At 72.8% G+C, this 18,285-nt stretch carries 17 protein-coding genes and 1 pseudogene; 9 read left to right on the top strand and 9 right to left on the bottom strand.

Annotated elements, in window-relative coordinates; genetic code table 11:
- Positions 1-4: 4 nt before the first annotated feature.
- The 3 genes from ACGFIW_RS25035 to ACGFIW_RS25045 all read left to right on the top strand — a co-directional run bounded on the left by ACGFIW_RS25035 (position 5) and on the right by ACGFIW_RS25045 (position 3,694).
- Positions 5-124: a SapB/AmfS family lanthipeptide gene (locus ACGFIW_RS25035; RefSeq protein ID WP_013734295.1), complete on the top strand. Its 120-nt coding sequence runs from the start codon at positions 5-7 to the stop codon at positions 122-124.
- A 73-nt stretch (positions 125-197) separates the two neighbouring features.
- The gene (locus tag ACGFIW_RS25040) at positions 198-1,925 is read left to right on the top strand and encodes an ABC transporter ATP-binding protein (RefSeq protein ID WP_393320204.1); all 1,728 of its coding nucleotides are present in this window, start codon (positions 198-200) and stop codon (positions 1,923-1,925) included.
- On the top strand, positions 1,922-3,694 hold the full coding sequence (locus tag ACGFIW_RS25045; protein WP_393320207.1) for an ATP-binding cassette domain-containing protein: 1,773 nt from the start codon (positions 1,922-1,924) through the stop codon (positions 3,692-3,694). Before ACGFIW_RS25040 ends, ACGFIW_RS25045 begins: the two co-directional genes overlap by 4 nt.
- A gap of 27 nt (positions 3,695-3,721) precedes the next feature.
- On the opposite strand, the gene ACGFIW_RS25050 is transcribed toward ACGFIW_RS25045, so the two are convergent.
- From ACGFIW_RS25050 to ACGFIW_RS25060, 3 genes are all read right to left on the bottom strand, one after another.
- A complete protein-coding gene (locus ACGFIW_RS25050) occupies positions 3,722-4,309 on the bottom strand; it encodes a response regulator transcription factor (RefSeq protein WP_393320210.1) in 588 nt (195 codons plus the stop codon).
- A 116-nt stretch (positions 4,310-4,425) separates the two neighbouring features.
- Positions 4,426-5,034 carry a response regulator transcription factor gene (locus tag ACGFIW_RS25055; protein WP_393320213.1) on the bottom strand — a complete coding sequence of 203 codons (609 nt, stop codon included), beginning with the start codon at positions 5,032-5,034 and terminating at the stop codon, positions 4,426-4,428.
- A 195-nt stretch (positions 5,035-5,229) separates the two neighbouring features.
- Positions 5,230-6,624: a hypothetical protein gene (locus tag ACGFIW_RS25060; protein ID WP_393320216.1), complete on the bottom strand. Its 1,395-nt coding sequence runs from the start codon at positions 6,622-6,624 to the stop codon at positions 5,230-5,232.
- Positions 6,625-6,775: 151 nt separating this feature from the next.
- On the opposite strand from ACGFIW_RS25060, the gene ACGFIW_RS25065 reads away from it, so the two are divergent.
- The gene (locus tag ACGFIW_RS25065; RefSeq protein ID WP_393320219.1) at positions 6,776-7,276 is read left to right on the top strand and encodes a hypothetical protein; all 501 of its coding nucleotides are present in this window, start codon (positions 6,776-6,778) and stop codon (positions 7,274-7,276) included.
- 173 nt (positions 7,277-7,449) lie between these two features.
- Entirely contained in the window at positions 7,450-8,745 is a 1,296-nt protein-coding gene (locus ACGFIW_RS25070) for a GAF domain-containing protein (RefSeq protein WP_393320222.1), read from the top strand.
- Here ACGFIW_RS25070 and ACGFIW_RS25075 read toward each other — a convergent pair.
- The 6 genes from ACGFIW_RS25075 to ACGFIW_RS25100 are packed head-to-tail and all read right to left on the bottom strand — an operon-like array spanning position 8,742 to position 14,868.
- A complete protein-coding gene (locus tag ACGFIW_RS25075) occupies positions 8,742-9,860 on the bottom strand; it encodes an LLM class flavin-dependent oxidoreductase (protein WP_393320225.1) in 1,119 nt (372 codons plus the stop codon). The genes ACGFIW_RS25070 and ACGFIW_RS25075 overlap by 4 nt on opposite strands.
- A complete protein-coding gene (locus ACGFIW_RS25080) occupies positions 9,860-10,903 on the bottom strand; it encodes an aldo/keto reductase (protein ID WP_393320228.1) in 1,044 nt (347 codons plus the stop codon). The genes ACGFIW_RS25075 and ACGFIW_RS25080 overlap by 1 nt, the downstream gene beginning before the upstream one ends.
- 20 nt (positions 10,904-10,923) lie before the next feature.
- Positions 10,924-12,261 (bottom strand): LLM class flavin-dependent oxidoreductase, encoded by a 1,338-nt coding sequence (locus tag ACGFIW_RS25085; protein WP_393320231.1) that lies wholly within the window; start codon positions 12,259-12,261, stop codon positions 10,924-10,926.
- Positions 12,258-12,995, bottom strand: coding sequence for an ABC transporter ATP-binding protein (locus ACGFIW_RS25090; RefSeq protein WP_393320234.1), 738 nt, complete (start codon positions 12,993-12,995; stop codon positions 12,258-12,260). Before ACGFIW_RS25090 ends, ACGFIW_RS25085 begins: the two co-directional genes overlap by 4 nt.
- Complete coding sequence (locus ACGFIW_RS25095) at positions 12,971-13,807, bottom strand: ABC transporter permease (protein ID WP_393320237.1); 837 nt, start codon at positions 13,805-13,807, stop codon at positions 12,971-12,973. Before ACGFIW_RS25095 ends, ACGFIW_RS25090 begins: the two co-directional genes overlap by 25 nt.
- Complete coding sequence (locus tag ACGFIW_RS25100) at positions 13,804-14,868, bottom strand: ABC transporter substrate-binding protein (RefSeq protein ID WP_393320240.1); 1,065 nt, start codon at positions 14,866-14,868, stop codon at positions 13,804-13,806. The genes ACGFIW_RS25095 and ACGFIW_RS25100 overlap by 4 nt, the downstream gene beginning before the upstream one ends.
- A 498-nt stretch (positions 14,869-15,366) precedes the next feature.
- On the opposite strand from ACGFIW_RS25100, the gene ACGFIW_RS25105 reads away from it, so the two are divergent.
- The 4 genes and pseudogenes from ACGFIW_RS25105 (at position 15,367) to ACGFIW_RS25120 (ending at position 18,254) form a co-directional block, all read left to right on the top strand.
- The gene (locus tag ACGFIW_RS25105) at positions 15,367-16,692 is read left to right on the top strand and encodes a glycoside hydrolase family 6 protein (RefSeq protein WP_393320838.1); all 1,326 of its coding nucleotides are present in this window, start codon (positions 15,367-15,369) and stop codon (positions 16,690-16,692) included.
- Positions 16,693-16,702: 10 nt separating this feature from the next.
- Positions 16,703-17,077, top strand: a pseudogene (locus ACGFIW_RS25110) (hypothetical protein); the annotation flags it as partial.
- A gap of 5 nt (positions 17,078-17,082) precedes the next feature.
- Positions 17,083-17,433 (top strand): DNA polymerase ligase N-terminal domain-containing protein, encoded by a 351-nt coding sequence (locus ACGFIW_RS25115; protein WP_393320242.1) that lies wholly within the window; start codon positions 17,083-17,085, stop codon positions 17,431-17,433.
- 104 nt (positions 17,434-17,537) lie between these two features.
- Positions 17,538-18,254 (top strand): alpha/beta fold hydrolase, encoded by a 717-nt coding sequence (locus tag ACGFIW_RS25120; RefSeq protein ID WP_393320245.1) that lies wholly within the window; start codon positions 17,538-17,540, stop codon positions 18,252-18,254.
- Positions 18,255-18,285 lie beyond the last annotated feature (31 nt).

Raw genomic sequence — 18,285 nt, forward strand, 5'->3', positions numbered from 1 at the left:
CGACATGGCGCTTCTGGACCTCCAGGGCCTGGAGATGGCTCCGGCCGACCGTACGGGTGGCGGTAGCCGGGCGAGCCTGCTGCTCTGCGGCGACAGCTCGCTCTCCGTCACGACCTGCAACTGATCCGCCGCACAAGCGAGGCCCTGGGTGGGCAGACGTGCCCACCCAGGGCAATCGCGTACCAACGGGAGGACCGATGCCGACGTTCGCCGCGGGGGACCGGTTGCTGTGGCGGACGGCCCGAGCGGGCGGCGGCTGGACCGCCGGGCTCGCGGCGGTCGCGCTACTCGGCGCGACCGCCGAACTGTTGCTACCCGCGGCCCTCGGCCACGCCGTCGACGCCGCCCTCGCCGGCGGCTCCGGCTGGTGGGCGGTGTCCGCCGGCGGCCTGGTCGTCGTCCTCGTCTGCGTCGACACCCTCACGGATCTGACAAGCGGATTCGGCGCGGCACGCGCCACCGCCGGGCTGCGCCGGCACCTGCTGCGGCACGTGTTCGCGTTGGATGTCCGCGCCACCCGCCGCCACCCGGTCGGTGACCTCGTCGGCCGGTTGGTCGGCCAGGCCGCCGACGCGGGACAGGCAGGCAACGCCGTGGTGCTGGCCGTCGTGGCGGTGCTCCCACCGCTCGGCAGCGTCGTCGCCCTCGCCCTCATCGAGCCGGTCCTCGGGCTCACCCTGCTCGCCGGTCTCGGCCTGCTCGCCGTCCTCATGCGCGCCTTCGTGGCCGACGCCTCGGCCGCGACCGCCGGGTACCAGCGGGTGCTCGGCACCATCGCCGGCCGACTGCTGGAGTCGCTGACCGGTGCCCGGACCATCGCCGCCGCCGCCACCACCCACCGCGAGGAGGACCGCGTGCTGGCGGCCCTGCCGGAGCTGGGCCGGCACGGCCGGCGCGGCTGGGACCTGTTGGCCCGGGCGAGCGCGCGCACCTCCGCCGTGGCACCGCTGCTGAACCTGAGCGTCATCGCGGTCGGCGGGTACGCGCTGACCGCGGGCTGGCTCACGCCGGGCCAACTGGTCGCCGCGGTCCGCTACGCGGCCATGGGCGCCGGGCTCGGTGGAGTGCTCGCCACCCTGAACCACCTGGTCCGCAGCCGCGCCGGGGCACACCGGGTCGCCGAGCTGCTGCACCAGCCGGCCACGCCGGCCGGCGACCGGCCCCTTCCACCCGGCGGAGGCGCACTGCGACTGCGCGGGGTACGCGTGCACGCCGACGACGGCCGGCCCATCCTGGACGGCATCGACCTGGACGTGCCGGCCGGCGCGACGGTGGCTGTCGTCGGAGTCTCCGGTGCCGGCAAGTCGACGCTGGCTGCCGTCGCCGGACGGCTGTACGACCCCGACGGCGGTGAGGTGCGACTCGACGGCGTACCGCTGCGCGACCTCGACGGGTCGGCACTGCGCCGAGCCGTCGGCTATGCCTTCGACCGGCCGGTGCTGATCGGCGCGACAGTCCACGACGCGATCGGGTTGGCGCTGCCGGTCGACTCGGCGGCACCACCGGCCGACCGGAGCCCAGCCACACCGGCGGTCCTGCGGGCGGCCCGCCTGGCGGCGGTCGCCGACGTGATCGACCGGCTGCCCGACGGCTACCGCACCCCGCTGGTGGACACACCGCTCTCCGGAGGCGAGGCCCAACGCCTCGGCCTGGCCCGGGCGTTCGCGGCCGAGCGGCTGCTCATTCTGGACGACGCGACGTCCAGCCTGGACACCGCGACCGAACACCGGATCACCGAGGCGGTGCTCGGGCGGGCCGGCGAGCGTACCCGACTGGTGGTCACCCACCGGCCGGCGGCGGCCGCGGCGGCCGACCTCGTCGCCTGGTTGGACGGCGGTCGGCTGCGCGGCCTGGCACCGCACCGGCGGCTCTGGGCCGACCCGGACTACCGGGCTGTCTTCCAGCCGGCCGGCGGTGGGCCGTGAGCCGGCCCAGCGTACGGCGGGTGACCTGGCGGGCGCTGCGAGCCCGCCGGCGTGCTCTCGCCCGGCTGTGCGGCTGGTCGCTTGTCGAGTCGCTGCCCGCCCTGCTCGCCGGCCTCCTGGTCGCCCGCGCCGTCGACGAGGGTTTCCTGGCCGGACGTCTCCTCAACGGCCTGGCGTGGTTGGGGGCGCTCGCGGTGGCCGTGCTTGTCGGTGCGGCGGCGACCGGTCGGACGTACCGGAGCCTCGGTGCCGTGGTCGAGCCGTTCCGCGACGACGTGGCCGCCCAGGTGGTCCGGGGCGCGTTGCGCGACGCCACCCGGGCGGGTGGTCGTCCGGACAGCGCCGCGGTGACCCGGCTGACCCACCAGATGGAGATCATCCGCGACACCTTCGCCGGTCTGCTCATGGTGGCCCGCGGTTTCCTCTTCTCCGCCGGTGCGGCCCTGCTCGGCCTCCTCGCCCTGGCACCGGTGGTGGCGGCGCTGGCCGCCGCGCCGCTGGTCGCCGGCCTGGCCGTGTTCCTCGCCGCGCTGCCGGCGATGGTCACGCACCAGCGCGCGTACGTCCGGGCCGGTGAGCAGCTCGGCCAGTCGGCGGCGGCCGCACTCGCCGGTCACCGCGACGTGCTGGCCTGCGGCGCCCAGGCACGCGTGACGGCGGACGTGGAACGCCGCGTGTCGGCGCAGGCCGCCGCCGAACGCACCCTCGCCCGGATGGCGGCGATCCGCAGCCTCAGCCTCGGCATCGGCGGCTGGCTGCCGCTGGTGGTGCTGCTCGTGGCCGCGCCGTGGCTGGTCGGACGCGGGATGACCGCGGGTGCGGTGTTGGGCGCGCTGATCTACGTCTCCACCGGGCTGCAACCCGCCCTGCACACCCTCGTGCAGGGCCTCGGCGGCGGCGGGCTGCGGTACGCGGTCACCCTGGAGAACATCCTGCGCGCCTATCCGGTGTCCGACGGCCCCCGCCTGCCGGCCCCCGCCACCCGGGCACCCCACCCGCCGACCAGGCCGGTCGGTCGTTCACCGGCCGTCGAGGTCCGGGGGCTGACCTTCAGGTACGGCCCGAGCGCCCGGCCCGTGCTCCAGAACTTCTCGCTGACGCTGGCCGAGGGGGAGCACCTCGCCGTGGTGGGCCCGAGTGGTGCCGGCAAGTCCACACTTGCCGCCCTGCTGGCCGGGCTGGTGCCGCCGCAGACCGGCACGGTCCACCTGGCCGGTGCGACGGTCGCCGACGCCGACCCGTCCACCCTGGGCGGAATGCGGGTGCTGGTGCCCCAGGAGGCGTACGTCTTCACCGGCAGCCTCGCCGACAACCTCCGCTACCTGCGGCCGGACGCCGACGACCACACGCTGGAGGCCACCCTCGACGCGCTCGGTGCGCGTGCCCTGGCCACCCGCCTGGGGGGCCTGGCCGCGCCGGTCGCGCCGGCTCTGCTCTCCGCCGGTGAGCGGCAGCTCATCGCGGCGGTCCGGGCCTGGTTGGCACCGGCCCCGCTGGTGATCCTGGACGAGGCGACCTGCCACCTCGACCCGGCGCTGGAGGCGACCGTCGAGGACGCCTTCTCCCGGCGGCCCGGCAGCCTCGTGGTGATCGCGCACCGGATCAGCTCCGCGCTGCGGGCCGATCGGATGCTGGTCCTCGACGGCGACGAGCCCGTGCTCGGGACGCACCGGGAGTTGATGGCCCGCTCGGCCACCTACCGCATGCTCGTCGGCTGCTGGGACGACCCGGGCGTGCCGTCCCGGGCGGCCTCGACGCGGCGGGGCTGAACCCCGCACACCAGTCGACGGCCCCGGTCAGATCCAGCCGGCCTCGCCGGCCAACCGCACGGCCTCCACCCGGGTACGCGCGCCCACCTTGCGGGCGATCCGACCGAGATGGTTGCGGACGGTGCCCCGGCTGAGCCCGAGCGACGCCGCCACCTCCGCGACCGGCGCCCCCGCCGCGGTCAGCCTCAACACCTCCGTCTCCCGGGTGGTCAGTGGGCCGTCCGAGCGCAGTGCCGCGACGACGAGATCCGCGTCGAGCACGGGCTCCCGCCGGGCGAGCCGGCGGATCCCGTCGATGACGCGTTGGGGGGCGGCGTCGCTGCGCAGGATGCCGACAGTCCTGGTCGGACGGAGCATGCCGCGCAGCCGCTGGGCCCGATGTGGGTGGGCCAGCACCAGGACGGGGCACGGGTCGAGGCGACTCGGATCGACGTCCTCGACGAAGTCGAGGTCCGCCACCACCACGTCGGGTCGTTGGGCGCGGACAGCCGCGGAGACCGCGTCGCCGCGATCGACCTCCGCCACGACACGGATGTCCTCCTCGGCGGCGAGGACGAACGACAGCGCGCCCAACACCAGGGCGCCGTCTAGGGCGAGCAGGGTACGGATCACCATGAACCTTCCCGCACTCCGATGACGTCACACAACGTCAACATTCAAACACGACCCGGGTGGGTCCGCACGGCGACGGGGGCGGGCCCGGACGTTTCTGCCGGACCCGCCCTCCACGGCTACAACCAGCCGTTACGCCGTGCGCGCCACACCGCCTCCAGGCGGTTGCGGGCTCCGGTCTTCCGTAGGATCACCGACAGATGGTTGCGCACCGTACCGTGCGCCAGGTAGAGGCGGACGGCGATCTCCTTCAGGGGCAGACCCTCGGCGGCCATCCGCAACACGTCCATCTCCCGAGGTGTCAACGGGATCTTCGGAGGGCTCAGCACCGCTACCGCCGCGGCCGGGTCGATGGCCCGTTCCCCGGCCGCGAGCGCGCGGATCGCCCGTACCAACTCCGCCAGGGAGCTGTCCTTGCCGACCAGGCCGCGTGCACCGGCCGCCAGTGCCGCCTCCACCAGGGCCGGGCTCCACCGAGGGCTCATCGCCAGCACGGCCGCGTGCGGCGTCTCCGCGTTGATCCGGGCGACCACCTCCACCGGGTCGGGCAACTCGGGTGTCAGCGCCAACACCACCACCTGGGGTCGACATCGCCGGACCACAGTCAACAACTCGCCGACACCGTCGACGTCGGCGACCACCTCCATGTCCTCCTCACGTGACAGCGCGGCGCAGAGCGCACCACGCAGCAAACCCATGTCTTCGGCGACGACAACGTGGATCACCACGTCTCTCCGATCTTAGGTACGCGTCACGACGGCCACCGGTCCCGGAACATCCACGGGTTGGTCGGGCGCTCGTGCGCGATGGACGGGATAGGTATCGACCCGTGGCACCGTCACGGCGGACGGGCGCGGGGACCTGTTGACCGGGCCGGATGGAGCTGGCCGCGTGTGCCAGCCACCCGGGTCGGTCGACCCGCCTCAGCCCGGCCGGGCGATCGCGGACGGGGTGCGGCCCTCGACGAAAAGCGGCAGGAGTTCGCAGGGCTGCGCGACACCGGGGTGCGACTGCCGATCGACAGTCCAGAGCAGCCCCGGCCCGGGCGTCGATCCATCGTCGACACCGTCGGCATCCTGATCGACGGGCGCGACCGGTCGGCCCGGTAGGTCGGCCTCCGCCAGCACCGGACCCGGCCGCGCGGCGAGGTGCCTGGTCGAGGCCGTCGCGCGCGTGCACCCGACGACGGACACCCGCGGCGGCACGACGGGGGTCAGCGCCGCCGTGACGGGTACCGGCACCAACGCCGGTTCCGCCGGTTCCGCCGGTTCCGCCAAATCCGCTGATCCCACCGGGTCCGCTGGTGGCGCTGGTGGCGTCGGTACGGTCGGCGCGGGTGTCGGGTCGGCCACCGTCGCGGCGGGCGGCCCGGGTGCCCGGCGAGCGGGCGGTGGAGGTGCCGCCGGAACGACCACCGCGTCGACAACGGGTGCCAGAACGGCGTCGGTGAAACCGAGGAGCGCCAGGACGACCGGCCGGATCGGCACGATCTCGACAACGGGCGTCAGCGTGGCGGTCGCGATGTCGACGACATGCGGCAGTGTGGCGTTCACGATGCCCGTGACGTGCGGCAGTGTGGCGTGCGCGATGTCGACGACGGGCCGCGGTGGGGCGGTGGTCGGCGGGGCGGTGATCAGGTCCGTCGCGGGTGGGTCGGCCGGCCCGTGCACCGCGGGTGAGGCGGGCGCGGCCCCGGCCGCCCGTCGTGGTGGATCAGCGGCCGGTCGCGACGGGTGGGCCGGGCGAGTTGGCCGATGATTCACGCGAGCTGGGGAAACGGCCCGGAGTCGTTCGCACCTCCCCGCGCCGGACGGGTCGACCCGGGGCGGCGGCACCGACGCCGGTGCCGCGCCACTCGACTGTCGAGGCCGCGTTGACGAGGTCGTGTCGCGAGGGGCGACGACGGCAGCGATGGTCCCTGCCAGCGGGGCGTCGGGGTGCCCGTCGCGGCGGGCGTCGGCACCGGTGGCGCGCTGGCGGTCAGTGGCGGGGAACCGTGCGACCGTGAGTCGCGTAACCGGCTCGACCAGGCCGGCGATCCGCGCATGGGGGTCGTCACCGGCACCGCTGCGCATCCCGTCGGCGGAGGCCGGCCCGTCGAACAGGGCGGCCAGGAGGAAACCGGCCCCGACCGCAGCAACGAACAGCACCAACCACCGGGCGAGCCTGCGCAGTCGGCCGGTGGCCGGCGGCGCGGATCGGCCCGGCGTAGACGTCGGTGCGGTTCCGTTGACGGGACTTCGCACGCGGCACGACTCCCTTCCGTCGGGATAGCTGACCCATAGTAGCGATGCAATCACGTATTCGCATCTGCTCATGTACACGGCGGTCGGCCGGGGCCTCCTCGCCGCGTCTCCCGGCCCCGGGGCCGAGCTGAGCGCGTTGACAGCCCGCGTCTCGCTCCGTGGTGGGAGGGCGACCCCCCGAAGGAGGGAGGCGTCATCATGCCGGCGTGACGATGGTGCTGGTATGCCCACCTTCCACGGTCCGCGTTGGGCGTACGGCGCCCTCGCGTGGTTGACCTTCTTCGTGGTGTCCCACGTGCTCCTGGTGTTCTTTCCGGGCGACGATCCGACAGGCGACGGCCCCTGGAGTACGCGGGCCTACGTGATCTTCAACGTGGTGCTCATCTCGGTGTCCGCCGTCGGGGCGGCCGTCGTCCTCGCCACCGTCCGTCCCGGGGCTCGACATCTTCCCCGGTGGTTACTGCTGCCGCCGCTGCTGTGTGGCAGCGTCCTGCTCGTGATTCGGGGTGTTCCCGGGATGGCCGAGAACCTGCTGATGGTCACCGGTGTCCGTCGCGGCGGCTTCGCCGGAACCGACGACATCTCCACGGGCGAGTTCTGGGCCGGCCTCGCAATCAACACCTACTTCTTCCTGGGGGCCGTGTTGCTGGTGGGGGCGACCGTCTCCTATGGTCGCCGGTCGGCGCGGACCGGTCCGAGGAACGCACCGGATCCGTCCGGGTGACGCCTCCGGCTGCCCGCGCCAGGCCGCCGGTGATCCTGAAGCCGCGTGCGTTCGCCGTCGGTCCGTCCCGCCGGTACGCTGCACCGGCGGCCTCAGCCGCCTCGTCGCGCACGATGAGCACCGATGCACCATGGAGTCATCCCCGTAACCGCAGACGAGAGGCGGACCACGACGTGACGGCGGTACCAGGCCAGCTGTCCTCGGCCGCGGCTTCGGCGGGCGTCGGGCAGGCAGCGGCGGAGGAGGATCTGCGGGAGTTGTTCGGGCAGTCCACCGCGGTCTTCGCCTCGCTGACCGGCCCGGAGCATCTGGTGGAGGCGGCGAATCCGGCGTTCTTCGCCACCATCGGCGAAGAACGGGCCCGCACCGGGGTCGCCCTCGTGGACCTGATGCCCGAGTTGGCCGGTCAGGGCTTCATCGCCCTGCTGGACCAGGTCTACCGCACGGGTGAGCCGTACACCGGCGGCGACGCCCGGGTCGTCTTGGGGACCGGCCCGCAGGCGCGGGAGGCATACTTCGACTTCACCTACGAGCCGCGCCGGGACGCCGCCGGTCAGGTCTGCGGGATCCGGGTGCTCGGCGTGGAGACCACCCAGGTCAAGCAGGCTCAACGGCTGATGGCCGAACACCGCGCCCTGTTGGAGCAGATCGCCCGCCAGGCGCCCCTGGCCGAGGTGCTCGACGGGATGGCCCGCTGCATCGAGAATCTGGCACCGCAGGAGGTGCTCGTCTCCGTTCTCCTTGCCGATCCCGACGGTCGGCACCTGCGCCACGGCGCCGCACCCAGCCTCCCCGACTTCTACAACGAGGCCATCGACGGGATCGCCACCGGCGAAGGCGTCGGGTCCTGTGGCACCGCCGCCCACCGGCGGCAACCGGTGATCGTCACCGACATCGGCACCGACCCGTTCTGGGACGACTTCCGGCACCTGGCCGATCAGGCCGGCGTGTCGGCCTGTTGGTCCACCCCGATCCTGGCCCGCGACGGCGGCCTCCTGGGCACCTTCGCCATGTACCACCGCATTCCGCGTGCCCCGCAGGACTCCGACCTCGCCCTCGCCCGGGTCTTCGCCGGCACCGCCGCCCTGGCCATCGAGTGTCACCACAGCGAGCAGGCACGCCGGGCCGCCGAGGAGCGGGCCAGGTCAGCCCATGACGAACTGGCCAGGGTGGTACGCGTGGAACGGGAGCTGCGCGCCGAGGCCGAGCAGCGCGCGAGTGCCGCCGCGGAACTCGCCGCCCGGATGCGCGCCGCCGCCGCCGCGCAGGCCGCCATGCCGCACCCGGAACACTGCGAGCTGGGCGGCACACCGGAGTGCACCGCTCCGGCCGAGATCAAGATCGCCGATTCGTGGGGCGACGCGGCGTGGGGCTGCTCCGCCCACGTCGAGGAGGCCATCCTCAACGTACGGTCGGTGTTCATCGCCAGCGAAGAGCTCGGCGGCCTGGCCGCCTACCTCAGGCGCTAGCTGGCCGTCGGCACCGCGCTCCGGTCGCGCGTGCTGGTGCGGCGCGCGGCTCCTTCGCGGAGCAGCGGCAGGAGCTGCGTACCCTGGCGTTTGATCTCCGGTAGGTAGGGCGTGTCGGAGAGCACGAAGTGTGTGATGCCGAGACTCTCGTACCTGCGCAGTGACCGCGCCACGTCCTCGGCCGAGCCCACCAACCAGGTGGCGCCGGCCCCGCCTCCGCCGTACCTGCCGGGTGCGGTGTAGAGGTTGTCGTCGAGCACGTCGCCGCGCGCGGCGAGGTCGAGCAACCGCCGCTGGCCGACGGCGGCCTGCCAGTGCGGGTTGCGCTCGATACCGCCGGTGCGATTCGCCAGCCGGGCGACCTTCGCCTCGGCGTCGGCCCACGCCTGCTCGGTGGTGTCCCGGACCAGGGTGGTGACCCGCAACCCGAACTCCAGTGGGGCGTGCTCGCGCCCCAGCTTCTCGCTGAGCCGCCGCAGTCGCTCGACCCGCTCGGCCACGCCGTCGAGTGGCTCGCCCCAGAAGAGCTGGACGTCGGCCTCGGTGGCGGCCACCTCCTCGGCGGCGGCCGAGGCGCCACCGAAGTACAGGCGCGGGTGCGTACGACCACCACTGACGACCGGTCGGAGCGCCAGGGTGGAGTCGGTGACGCCGAAGTGTTCACCACGGTAGGTGACGGCGTCCTCGGTCCACAACCGGCGCACGAGCTGGATGAACTCCCTGGTCCGGGCGTAGCGGGCGGCCTGGTCGCCGTCGGTGTCGCCGTACGCGGCCAGATTGTCCTTGCCCGACACGATGTTGACGAGCACCCGCCCCCGGGTGAGGTGGTCCAGCGTCGCGGCGGCCGAGGCGAAGTTGGCCGGACGCCAGTAGCCGGGCCGGATCGCGATCAGCGGCTGGAATGTCGTCGTACGGGCGGCGAGCGCGGCGGCGACCGTGAAGGTGTCGGGGCGTCCCCAGCCGGTGCCGATGAGGGCACCGGACCACCCGTGCCGTTCGAGGGCCTGGGCGTGGCCGGTGAGGGTGTCGAGACTGTTGTGCTGCCCGACGACGTCGTCGCCGCGGTGGCCCGGCTCGACCTGGTTGGGGATGTACCAGAGGAACTCCGCACTCATCAGCCGTTCCTCCCGCCGCGACGCCGGTGTGCCGGGTCGCTCAGCGACGGCGGTTGGTATCCGGCGTCGGCGGGGTTCAGCGTGGTGCCCGGCGCGACGATGGCATCGATGCGGTCCAGTACGTCGCGGGACAGGGTCACCTTGGCGGCGCCGAGCTGTGACTCCAGGTGGGTCATCGTGCGTGGGCCGATGATCGCCGACGTGACGGCCGGGTGTTCCAGGACGAACGCGATGGCCAGGTGGATCAGGGACAACCCGGCCTCGTCGGCGAGGGCGGCCAGCTCGTCGACGACGGCGAGCTTGGCGGCGTTGGCCGGCCACGACGGGTCGAACCGAGCGGGCAACCGGTCGGCCCGGCGGGAGATCGGCGTGTCGAGCCCGCCGTGGTAGCGCCCGGAGAGCCAACCGCCGGCCAGTGGGCTCCACGGGAGCACCGCCAGCCCGTAGCGCTGCGCCACCGGCAGCACCTCGCGTTCGATCCCGCGGGCCAGGATCGAGTACGGAGGCTGCTCGCTGACCACCCGTTCCCGGCCGCGCCGCTGCGCGACCCACTGACCCTCCACGATGGCCGACGGCTCGAACGTGGAGGTGCCGATGTAGCGGATCTTGCCCTGGCGGACCAGGTCGGTGAGCGCGCCCAGGGTCTCGTCGATGTCGGTGTCCGGCTCCGGCCGGTGCACCTGGTACAGGTCGATCCAGTCGGTGCCGAGCCGGCGCAGGCTGTTTTCCACGGCCCGGAAGATCCAGCGGCGGGAGTTGCCCCGGTGCTGCGGGTTGTCGCCCACCTGGCCGTGGAATTTGGTGGCGAGGAAGACCTCGTCGCGGCGCCCACCGGCGAGAGCCTTGCCGACGATCTCCTCCGACTCGCCGTGCGAGTAGACGTCGGCGGTGTCGATGGCGTTGATGCCCGCGTCGAGCGCCCGGTGGATGATCCGGATGCCGTCCTCGTGGTCGGGGTTGCCCCGTTCGCCGAAGTTCATCGCGCCAAGCGTCAGCGAGCTGATTCGTACGCCGGTGCGCCCGAAGGGCCGTTGGTCGACCATGGTTGGTCCTCTCCTGGTGGTCAGTGGGAAACGGCGGCGAGCCGCCGTGCGGACTGGTTGACCGGGCGGGGCAGCCCGTAGTGGTCGCGCAGGGTGGTCCCGGTGTACTCGGTGCGGAACAGCCCTCGGCGCTGGAGGATCGGCACGACGTGGTCGACGAACGTCTCCAGCCCGGACGGCAGCACCGGCGGCATGATGTTGAAGCCGTCGGCGGCGCCGCTGCGGTACCACTCCTCGATGGCATCGGCGACCTGCTCCGGCGTGCCGGCGAAGGTGCGGTGCCCGCGTCCGCCGCCGAGCCGGCCGATGAGCTGGCGTACGGTCAGGCGTTCCCGCCGGGCCAGGGTGACGATGAGCGTGTACCTGCTCTTGGCGCCCTGGATCTCGTCCTCGCCGGGCAGGTCGGCGGGCAGTTCCTTGTCCAGGTCGAGGTCTTCCGGGGCGACCCGCAGCGTGGTGGCGAGCTGGGCGCGCGCGTACTCCGGTTTGATCAACCGATCCAGCTCCTCCTCCAGCGCGCGGGCCTCCGCCTCGGTCGGGGCGACCGCCGGCACGATGCCGGGCAGGATCTTGACGGCGTCCGGGTCGCGGCCGACCTGCGCGGCACGCCGCTTGAGGTCGCGGTAGAACTCCTGCGCCTCGGCGAGCGTCTGCTGCGCGGTGAAGACGGCCTCGGTGTACCGGGCGGCCAACTCCTTGCCGTCCTCGGACGACCCGGCCTGCACCAGCAGCGGGTATCCCTGCGGTGAGCGCGGGACGTTGAGCGCGCCGGCGACCCGGAAGTGCCGCCCGACGTGGCGGGGCGGGTAGAGCAGGCTGTCGTCGCCCCACCGGCCGGCGTCCTTGTCGCCGAGTGGCGCCTCGTCGTCCCAGCTGTCCCAGAGCTTCAGTGAGACCTCGACGAACTCGGCGGCCCGCTCGTACCGGTCCCGGTGGGCGGGCAGCTCCTCCAGGTTGAAGTTGCGGGCCGCGTCCACACCGGCCGTGGTGACGATGTTCCACCCGGCCCGGCCGCCGCTGACGTGGTCCAGCGACGCGAACCGGCGGGCCAGGTTGAACGGCTCGTTGTACGTCGTCGAGGCGGTCGCGATGAGCCCGATGTGCCGGGTCGCGCCGGCCAGTGCGGTGAGCAGTACCGTCGGTTCGAGCGTGCCCGCCGGCCGCCGGCCGATGCTGTTCCAGAGCACCGGGCTGTCGGCGAGGAAGAGCGAGTCGAGCTTGCCCCGTTCGGCGATGCGCGCCAGGCGCGTGAAGTGCTCGACGTCGGTCTGCGCGAACGGGTCGCTCTCCGGCAGTCGCCAGGCGGCCTCGTGGTGGCCGACGCCCATCAGGAACGCGTTGAGGTGCAGCATGGTCATCCTTCCGTCTGCTCGACGCCGAGTGCGCGCAGCAGGGTTTCGCGGTACGCGAGGAATTGCGGCTGCCGGTACGAGCGTGGCGCCGGCAGGTCGATGGCGAGGTCGACCGCGATCCGGCCCGCGTCGAGCAGCAGGACCCGGTCGGCCAGGGTGATGGCCTCGTCGACGTCGTGGGTGACGAGCAGGACCGTGGGCCGGTGCCGGGCGCACAGCTCACGCAGCAGGCCGTGCATGCGCAGGCGGGTCAGCGCGTCCAGCGCGCCGAACGGCTCGTCGGCGAGCAGCAGCTCCGGCTCGGACACCAGTGCCCGGGCCAGCGCCACCCGTTGCTGCTCGCCACCGGACAGCTCGTTCGGCCAGGCCCGCTCCCGCCCGGCCAGGCCGACCTCGGCGAGTGCCGCGCGGCCGCGCGGGTAGGCGTCCGGCCCGCGCAGCCCGAGGACGACGTTGTCCAGCACCCGCTGCCAGGGCAGCAGCCGGGCGTCCTGGAAGACGACCGAGGAGTTCTCCGGCACGTCGACCAGGCCGGAGCCGGTGGCGTCGCCGTCCAGACCGGCGAGCGCACGCAGCAGGGTGCTCTTGCCCGAGCCGCTGCGGCCCAGGAGCGCGACGAACTCGCCCGCGCCGAACTCCAGGTCGAGCCCGTCCAGAACGGCCCGATCCCGGAAGCCACGGACCAGTCCCTGGACCCGGACGGTACGGGTGGCGGTCAGTCCACCATGGTGCGTCGCCACGACAGTGCCCTCCTCTGCGCAAGCCGGACGGCACCGTCGGACAGCAGCCCGAGTAGTCCGTACAGCACGAGCCCGACGATGATCACGTCGGTCTGGCCGTACTCCCGGGCCAGCTCCATCATGTAGCCGATGCCGCTCGTCGAGTTGATCTGCTCGACGACCACCAGGGACAGCCATGCCCCGACCACCGCGAACCGCATGCCGAGCAGGAAGCCGGGCAGCGCTCCGGGCAGCACGATCCGGCGGATGAAGGCCGTCCGCCGCAGGCGCAGCGACTCGCCCAGCTCGACGTAGCGGCTGTCGATGGTGCGCAGCCCGTTGTGGGTGTGGATGTAGACGGGGACGAACACGCCGAGCGTGATGGTGATGACCTTCATCTGCTCGCCGATGCCGAACCAGAGGACGAGCAGCGGGATCAACGCGAGGGCGGGGATGGCCCGCTTGATCTGGATCGGTCCGTCGAGGATGGCCTCACCCCACCGGCTCAGGCCCGCGAGCAGGGCCAGCACGATGCCGACGACGGTGCCGATGGCGAGGCCCAGGCCGGCCCGTTGGGCCGAGACGGCCAGGTTGTCCTGAAGTCGGCCGTCCGCGATGAGGTCACCCGCCGTCGTCACCACGGTCCAGGGCGCCGACAGGGTACGCGGGTCGATCCAGCCGCCCGCCGAACCGGCCGCCCACACCGCCAGGAGCAGGAACGGACCGATCGCCGACCCGAAGGGGATGGGGCGACCCGGCTTCAGCCGGCGGCGTGGACGCCTGGCGGGAACTGTGGCGGCCGGTCGGGGCCGGGTCAGTGCCGAGACGCTCACTTGGCGCCTCCCGCGGTCAGCGCCCGCGCGCCCACGGCTTCGTACCGCCGGTCGTACAGGTCCTCGGCCCTGAGGGGCTTGTTGCCCGTCTCCTTGGCCAGCAGATCGATGGTCTCCTGGTGCCGGCCGATGGCCTCCGTCCAACTGGACGGGATGTCGGCCACGCCGCCGTTCTCGACCAGCCACCTGCCGTCGTCGGTGGTCAGGCCCTGGTCCTTGACGTAGTACCGCTCGATCCACTCGTCCGGGTTGGCCTCGCGCCACCGCCAGGCCCGCGCCCACGCCTGCACGTACTCGCGGATCGCCGCCGCCTTGGCCGGATCGCCGAGCACGGTGACTGGCGCGTACAGGTGACCGGGGTCGTCCCGCAGTCCGTGCGAGATCAGTGTCGCGCCGTCGCGGCCGTACTTGCTCTCGTAGCGTTTGATCTGCACGCCGCCGATCGGCGCCACCTCGACCTGGCGGCTGGCGAGCGCTGTCCCGTAGACGTCCCCCGTGCTCGGCAGCTCGACCAGCTTGACGTCCTTCTTGCTGAGGCCGGCCTTGTGGAGTACCCGCAGGATCAGCGCTCCCTGCGCCTGCCCGGGGCTGTACGCGATCTTCTTCCCACGGAGGTCGGCGAGGGTGGCGACGGTGACGCCGGGTGCGATGCCGAGGCGGTAGATGGCGTGGTTGAGCGGGTCCTGGCGGTACTTCGAGGCGACGATCCTCGTGGGGATGCCGGTCCAGTGCGAGTGGATCGGGGGGATGTCCGCCACCGAGCCGAGATCCACCGCCTTCGCGCGGAAAGCCTCCAGGGTCTGTGGGCCGCCGCTGATGTTCGCCCACTCCACGGTGAAGGACAGCTTGTCCGCTTCCCCGGAGAACTCGATCGCCTTCTGGTGCTCCTTGTCCCCGACGACGAGCGTGGTGCCCTTCGGCACGGCCTCCGGCAGTGGCTCGCCGGCGGCCAGGGCCACGGGAGGTGTCTCGTCGCCGGCGCAGGCGGTCAGGCCCAGCGTGACCGCGCCGAGGGTGGCGGACAGGAAGGCCCGTCGACCCAGGAGGGATGGTGATGTCACGTACGACTCCTTCGAGGCTGGTTACCGGACGGGGGCAGCACCCCACGGGGTCGGGGCGGCGCCGTCGCCGGGACTGCCGATCGGCGGCTCGGCGAGCACGATTGCGTGGCCACCAGCGGGCACCGCTGGGTGACGCGACAGGAGCCAGGTGACCGGCTCGGCGCGCATCCGTTGATCGGGTGGAGGGAACGGCTGCCGGTCGTCGTCGAGCCGGCGGCGCCGCGGATGGGAGAAGCGGGTAACGCTCGCTCAGCGGCAGCAGCCGCAGGCGGCGGTCCAGCCACGGCAACATCCCCGCGACACCGCGATGGCGGTGCCCCGAAGCAGGGTGTGCTGGCTGGTCATGGATACGACGCTAACCCACAATTCCTATGTGTCAACTAGGATTTCATGCGCTGGGACGCGACGGGTGCGATAATCGATCGAAATGGATGAATCTGTGGGCGGGGGTGCACGCCCGACGCCCGGGTCAGATCCGAGGGAGGCACCACCGTGACCATGCCACCGGTCCGCTCAGTCCTCGCCGCCGTGTCCGTCCTGGTGGTGGGGGTGCTCGCCAACACCGGTCCGGCCCACGCCACCGATCCGCCGCCAAGGGTGGACAACCCCTACGTCGGCGCCCGGGTCTACGTCAATCCCGAGTGGGCCGCCCGCGCCGCCGCCGAGCCCGGCGGTGCCGCGGTCGCCGGCCAGCCGACGGCCGTCTGGCTGGACCGGATCGCCCGGATCGCGGGCACCGGCGGGGAGCTGGGTCTGCGCGAGCATCTGGACGCCGCCCTGGTGCAGCGGGCCGACCTCGTCCAGGTGACCCTCTACAACCTGCCGGCCCGCGACTGCGGCCGGCGGGCCCCACAGGGGGAGCTGTCGATCGACGACACCGCCCGGTACGAGGCCGAGTTCGTCGATCCGATCGTCGAGATCCTCGCCGCTCCCCGCTATGCCGACCTGCGCATCGTCGTTTTCGTCGAGCCGAACTCGCTGCCCAACCTCGTCGTCAACACCGGCAGCCGGTACACCGCCACCCCGGCCTGCGACGAGGTGCTGGCACGCGGCACCTACCAGCAGGGCATCGGGTACGCCCTGGCCCGGCTCGGCACCGTCCCCAACGTCTACCCGTACCTGGACATCAGTCACCACGGCGAAGTCGGCTGGTCGGAGGACTCCGTTCCGCTGACGGCGCTGCTGCTGCAAGCCGCGACCGCCGCCGGCAGCACGGTGGCCAACGTGCACGGCTTCGTCGCCAACACCGCCAACTACTCCGTCCTGCGCGAGGAGTACTTCCGCGCCGACGACGTCATCAACGGTCAGCCGGTGTACCAGTCGAGGTGGGTCGACTGGAACCCGTTCGTCGACGAGGTGCCCTACGCGCGGCACATGCGTGCCCTGCTGACCGAGGTGGGCTTCTCCCCGCAGGTGGGTGTCGTTGTCGACACCTCCCGCAACGGCTGGGGCGGCCCTGGCCGTCCCACCCGGCCGGCGACCGCGGGCGACGTGAACCGGTACGTCGACGGTAGCCGGATCGACCGGCGGGCCTTCGTCGGCAACTGGTGCAACCAGGTGGGCTCCGGCCTCGGTAAGCGCCCCGCCGCCGAACCGGAGCCGGGCATCGACGCCTACGCGTGGGTCAAGCCGCCCGGCGAGTCCGACGGCACCGCCGGCAGCCCGACCCCGGGCCTGCCGTACGAGCCGCTGTGCGACCCGAACTACCTCGCGCCGCGCAGCTCCCCGTACGCCACCGGGGCGATGCCGGCCTCCCCGCCGATCGGCGAGTGGTTCCCGGCGCACTTCCGGCAGTTGCTGACCAACGCCTGGCCGCCACTGTGATTGGTTCGGCTCCGCCGCCTTCCGCGACGGCGGCGAGTGGCTCGACGCCCTGCTGGCCGGCCTGGACGACAACCGCCGGCTCCTCGCCGCGCTGCTCGGCGAGCACCTGCCGGCCATCCGTTACCAGCCCGGTCAGGCCACGTACCTCGCCTGGCTCGACTGCCGCGCCCTCGGCCTCGGCGACGACCCCGCCGCGGTGTTCCTCGACCGCGGCCGGGTGGCGCTCAACCCGGGTCCGGCCTTCGGCACCGGCGGCGACGGGCATGTCCGGTTGAACCTGGCCACCGCACCGAAGCTGATCACCGAGGCGGTACGCCGGATGGCCACCGCCGTCACCGGGCAGGTCAGGTCCGGCACCGGGAGCGCTGGCGGGCGGCGACAATAGTCGGCGTGCCACCCGCCTTCGTGCTGCACCACCACCGCAAGCCGCGACCGCACTTCGACCTGCGGCTGGAGGAGGCTGGTGTGCTGCGTTCCTGGGCGGTGCCCCGTGGCCTGCCGGACAGTCCCCGTGACAATCGGCTCGCGATCGCCGTGCCGGACCACCACCTCGATCACCTCACGTACCAGGACGCGGACAAGTCGATCGCCGACATCGGCACGTGGGAGGAGCACGACCGCACCGAGCGCCGCATGTTGTTCACGCTGCACGGCCGCACGGGCCGACGCCGGTACGCGCTCATCCGCACCGGCGAGGGCTGGCTGTTGCACCTGACGAAGGAGCAACCCGCGGACGAGTGAGGGCGGCGGCTCCCGATGTTTCGGCCTCGCGTCACGGGTATTCAGGCGCACCGGCGCGGCCGAATGGCTGGAACAGAGTGTCACGGAGTAAGGGAGTGCGTGTTATGTCTGATCCGCAGCCCACAATCGTTCTCGTGCACGGGGCGTTCGCCGAGTCGGGGAGCTGGAACGGCGTGATCGAGCGGCTGGGCGCCGCGTACGACGTGGTGGCCGCCGCCAACCCGCTGCGGGAGGTCGCCGGCGACGCCGCGTACGTGCGGGACGTGGTCCACGGGATCGGCGGCCCGGTCATCCTCGTCGGACACTCCTACGGCGGCATGGTGATCACGCAGGCCGCCGCCGACGAACCACTGGTGCGGGCCCTCGTGTACGTCAACGCCTTCGCCCCGGACACCGGCGAGTCGGGGGTGTCGCTGTCCGGGAAGTTCCCCGGCAGCACGCTCGCCGACACGCTCGTGAAGTACCCGCTGTCGACAGGCGGTAACGAGGTCGCGATCGGCCAGGACGTCTTCCACAAGCAGTTCGTCGCGGACGTGTCGGCCGACGTCGCCGCGCAGATGGCCCGGACTCAGCGGCCGATCACCGAGAAGGCTCTGGGTGACGGGCTCACCGGTGACCCGGCCTGGCGATCGCTGCCCAGTTGGTTCGTGTTCGGGGACGCCGACCACAACATCCCGGTCGCCGCGCACCGGTTCATGGCCGAGCGGGCCCAACCGCGGGGCCAACGTGAGGTCGCCGGCGGTTCGCACGCCATGGTGGTGGCCCGGCCGAGCGAGGTCACCGAGACGATCATCGAGGCGGTCCGGGGTGTGGGCGGCTGACGTCCGATCCCGATGGGCACGTCGTCGACCG

Source organism: Micromonospora sp. NPDC048935, from assembly GCF_043197875.1.
Classification (GTDB): domain Bacteria; phylum Actinomycetota; class Actinomycetes; order Mycobacteriales; family Micromonosporaceae; genus Micromonospora.

What these genes read in the sequence shown, in the direction of transcription:
- ACGFIW_RS25085 (WP_393320231.1), bottom strand. Translation starts at nt 12,261, where the DNA reads ATGACCATGCTGCACCTCAACGCGTTCCTGATGGGCGTCGGCCACCAC.
- ACGFIW_RS25060 (WP_393320216.1), bottom strand. Translation starts at nt 6,624, where the DNA reads ATGAGCAGATGCGAATACGTGATTGCATCGCTACTATGGGTCAGCTAT.
- ACGFIW_RS25105 (WP_393320838.1), top strand. Translation starts at nt 15,367, where the DNA reads ATGCCACCGGTCCGCTCAGTCCTCGCCGCCGTGTCCGTCCTGGTGGTG.
- ACGFIW_RS25040 (WP_393320204.1), top strand. Translation starts at nt 198, where the DNA reads ATGCCGACGTTCGCCGCGGGGGACCGGTTGCTGTGGCGGACGGCCCGA.
- ACGFIW_RS25080 (WP_393320228.1), bottom strand. Translation starts at nt 10,903, where the DNA reads ATGGTCGACCAACGGCCCTTCGGGCGCACCGGCGTACGAATCAGCTCG.
- ACGFIW_RS25050 (WP_393320210.1), bottom strand. Translation starts at nt 4,309, where the DNA reads ATGGTGATCCGTACCCTGCTCGCCCTAGACGGCGCCCTGGTGTTGGGC.
- ACGFIW_RS25120 (WP_393320245.1), top strand. Translation starts at nt 17,538, where the DNA reads ATGTCTGATCCGCAGCCCACAATCGTTCTCGTGCACGGGGCGTTCGCC.
- ACGFIW_RS25065 (WP_393320219.1), top strand. Translation starts at nt 6,776, where the DNA reads ATGCCCACCTTCCACGGTCCGCGTTGGGCGTACGGCGCCCTCGCGTGG.
- ACGFIW_RS25075 (WP_393320225.1), bottom strand. Translation starts at nt 9,860, where the DNA reads ATGAGTGCGGAGTTCCTCTGGTACATCCCCAACCAGGTCGAGCCGGGC.
- ACGFIW_RS25035 (WP_013734295.1), top strand. Translation starts at nt 5, where the DNA reads ATGGCGCTTCTGGACCTCCAGGGCCTGGAGATGGCTCCGGCCGACCGT.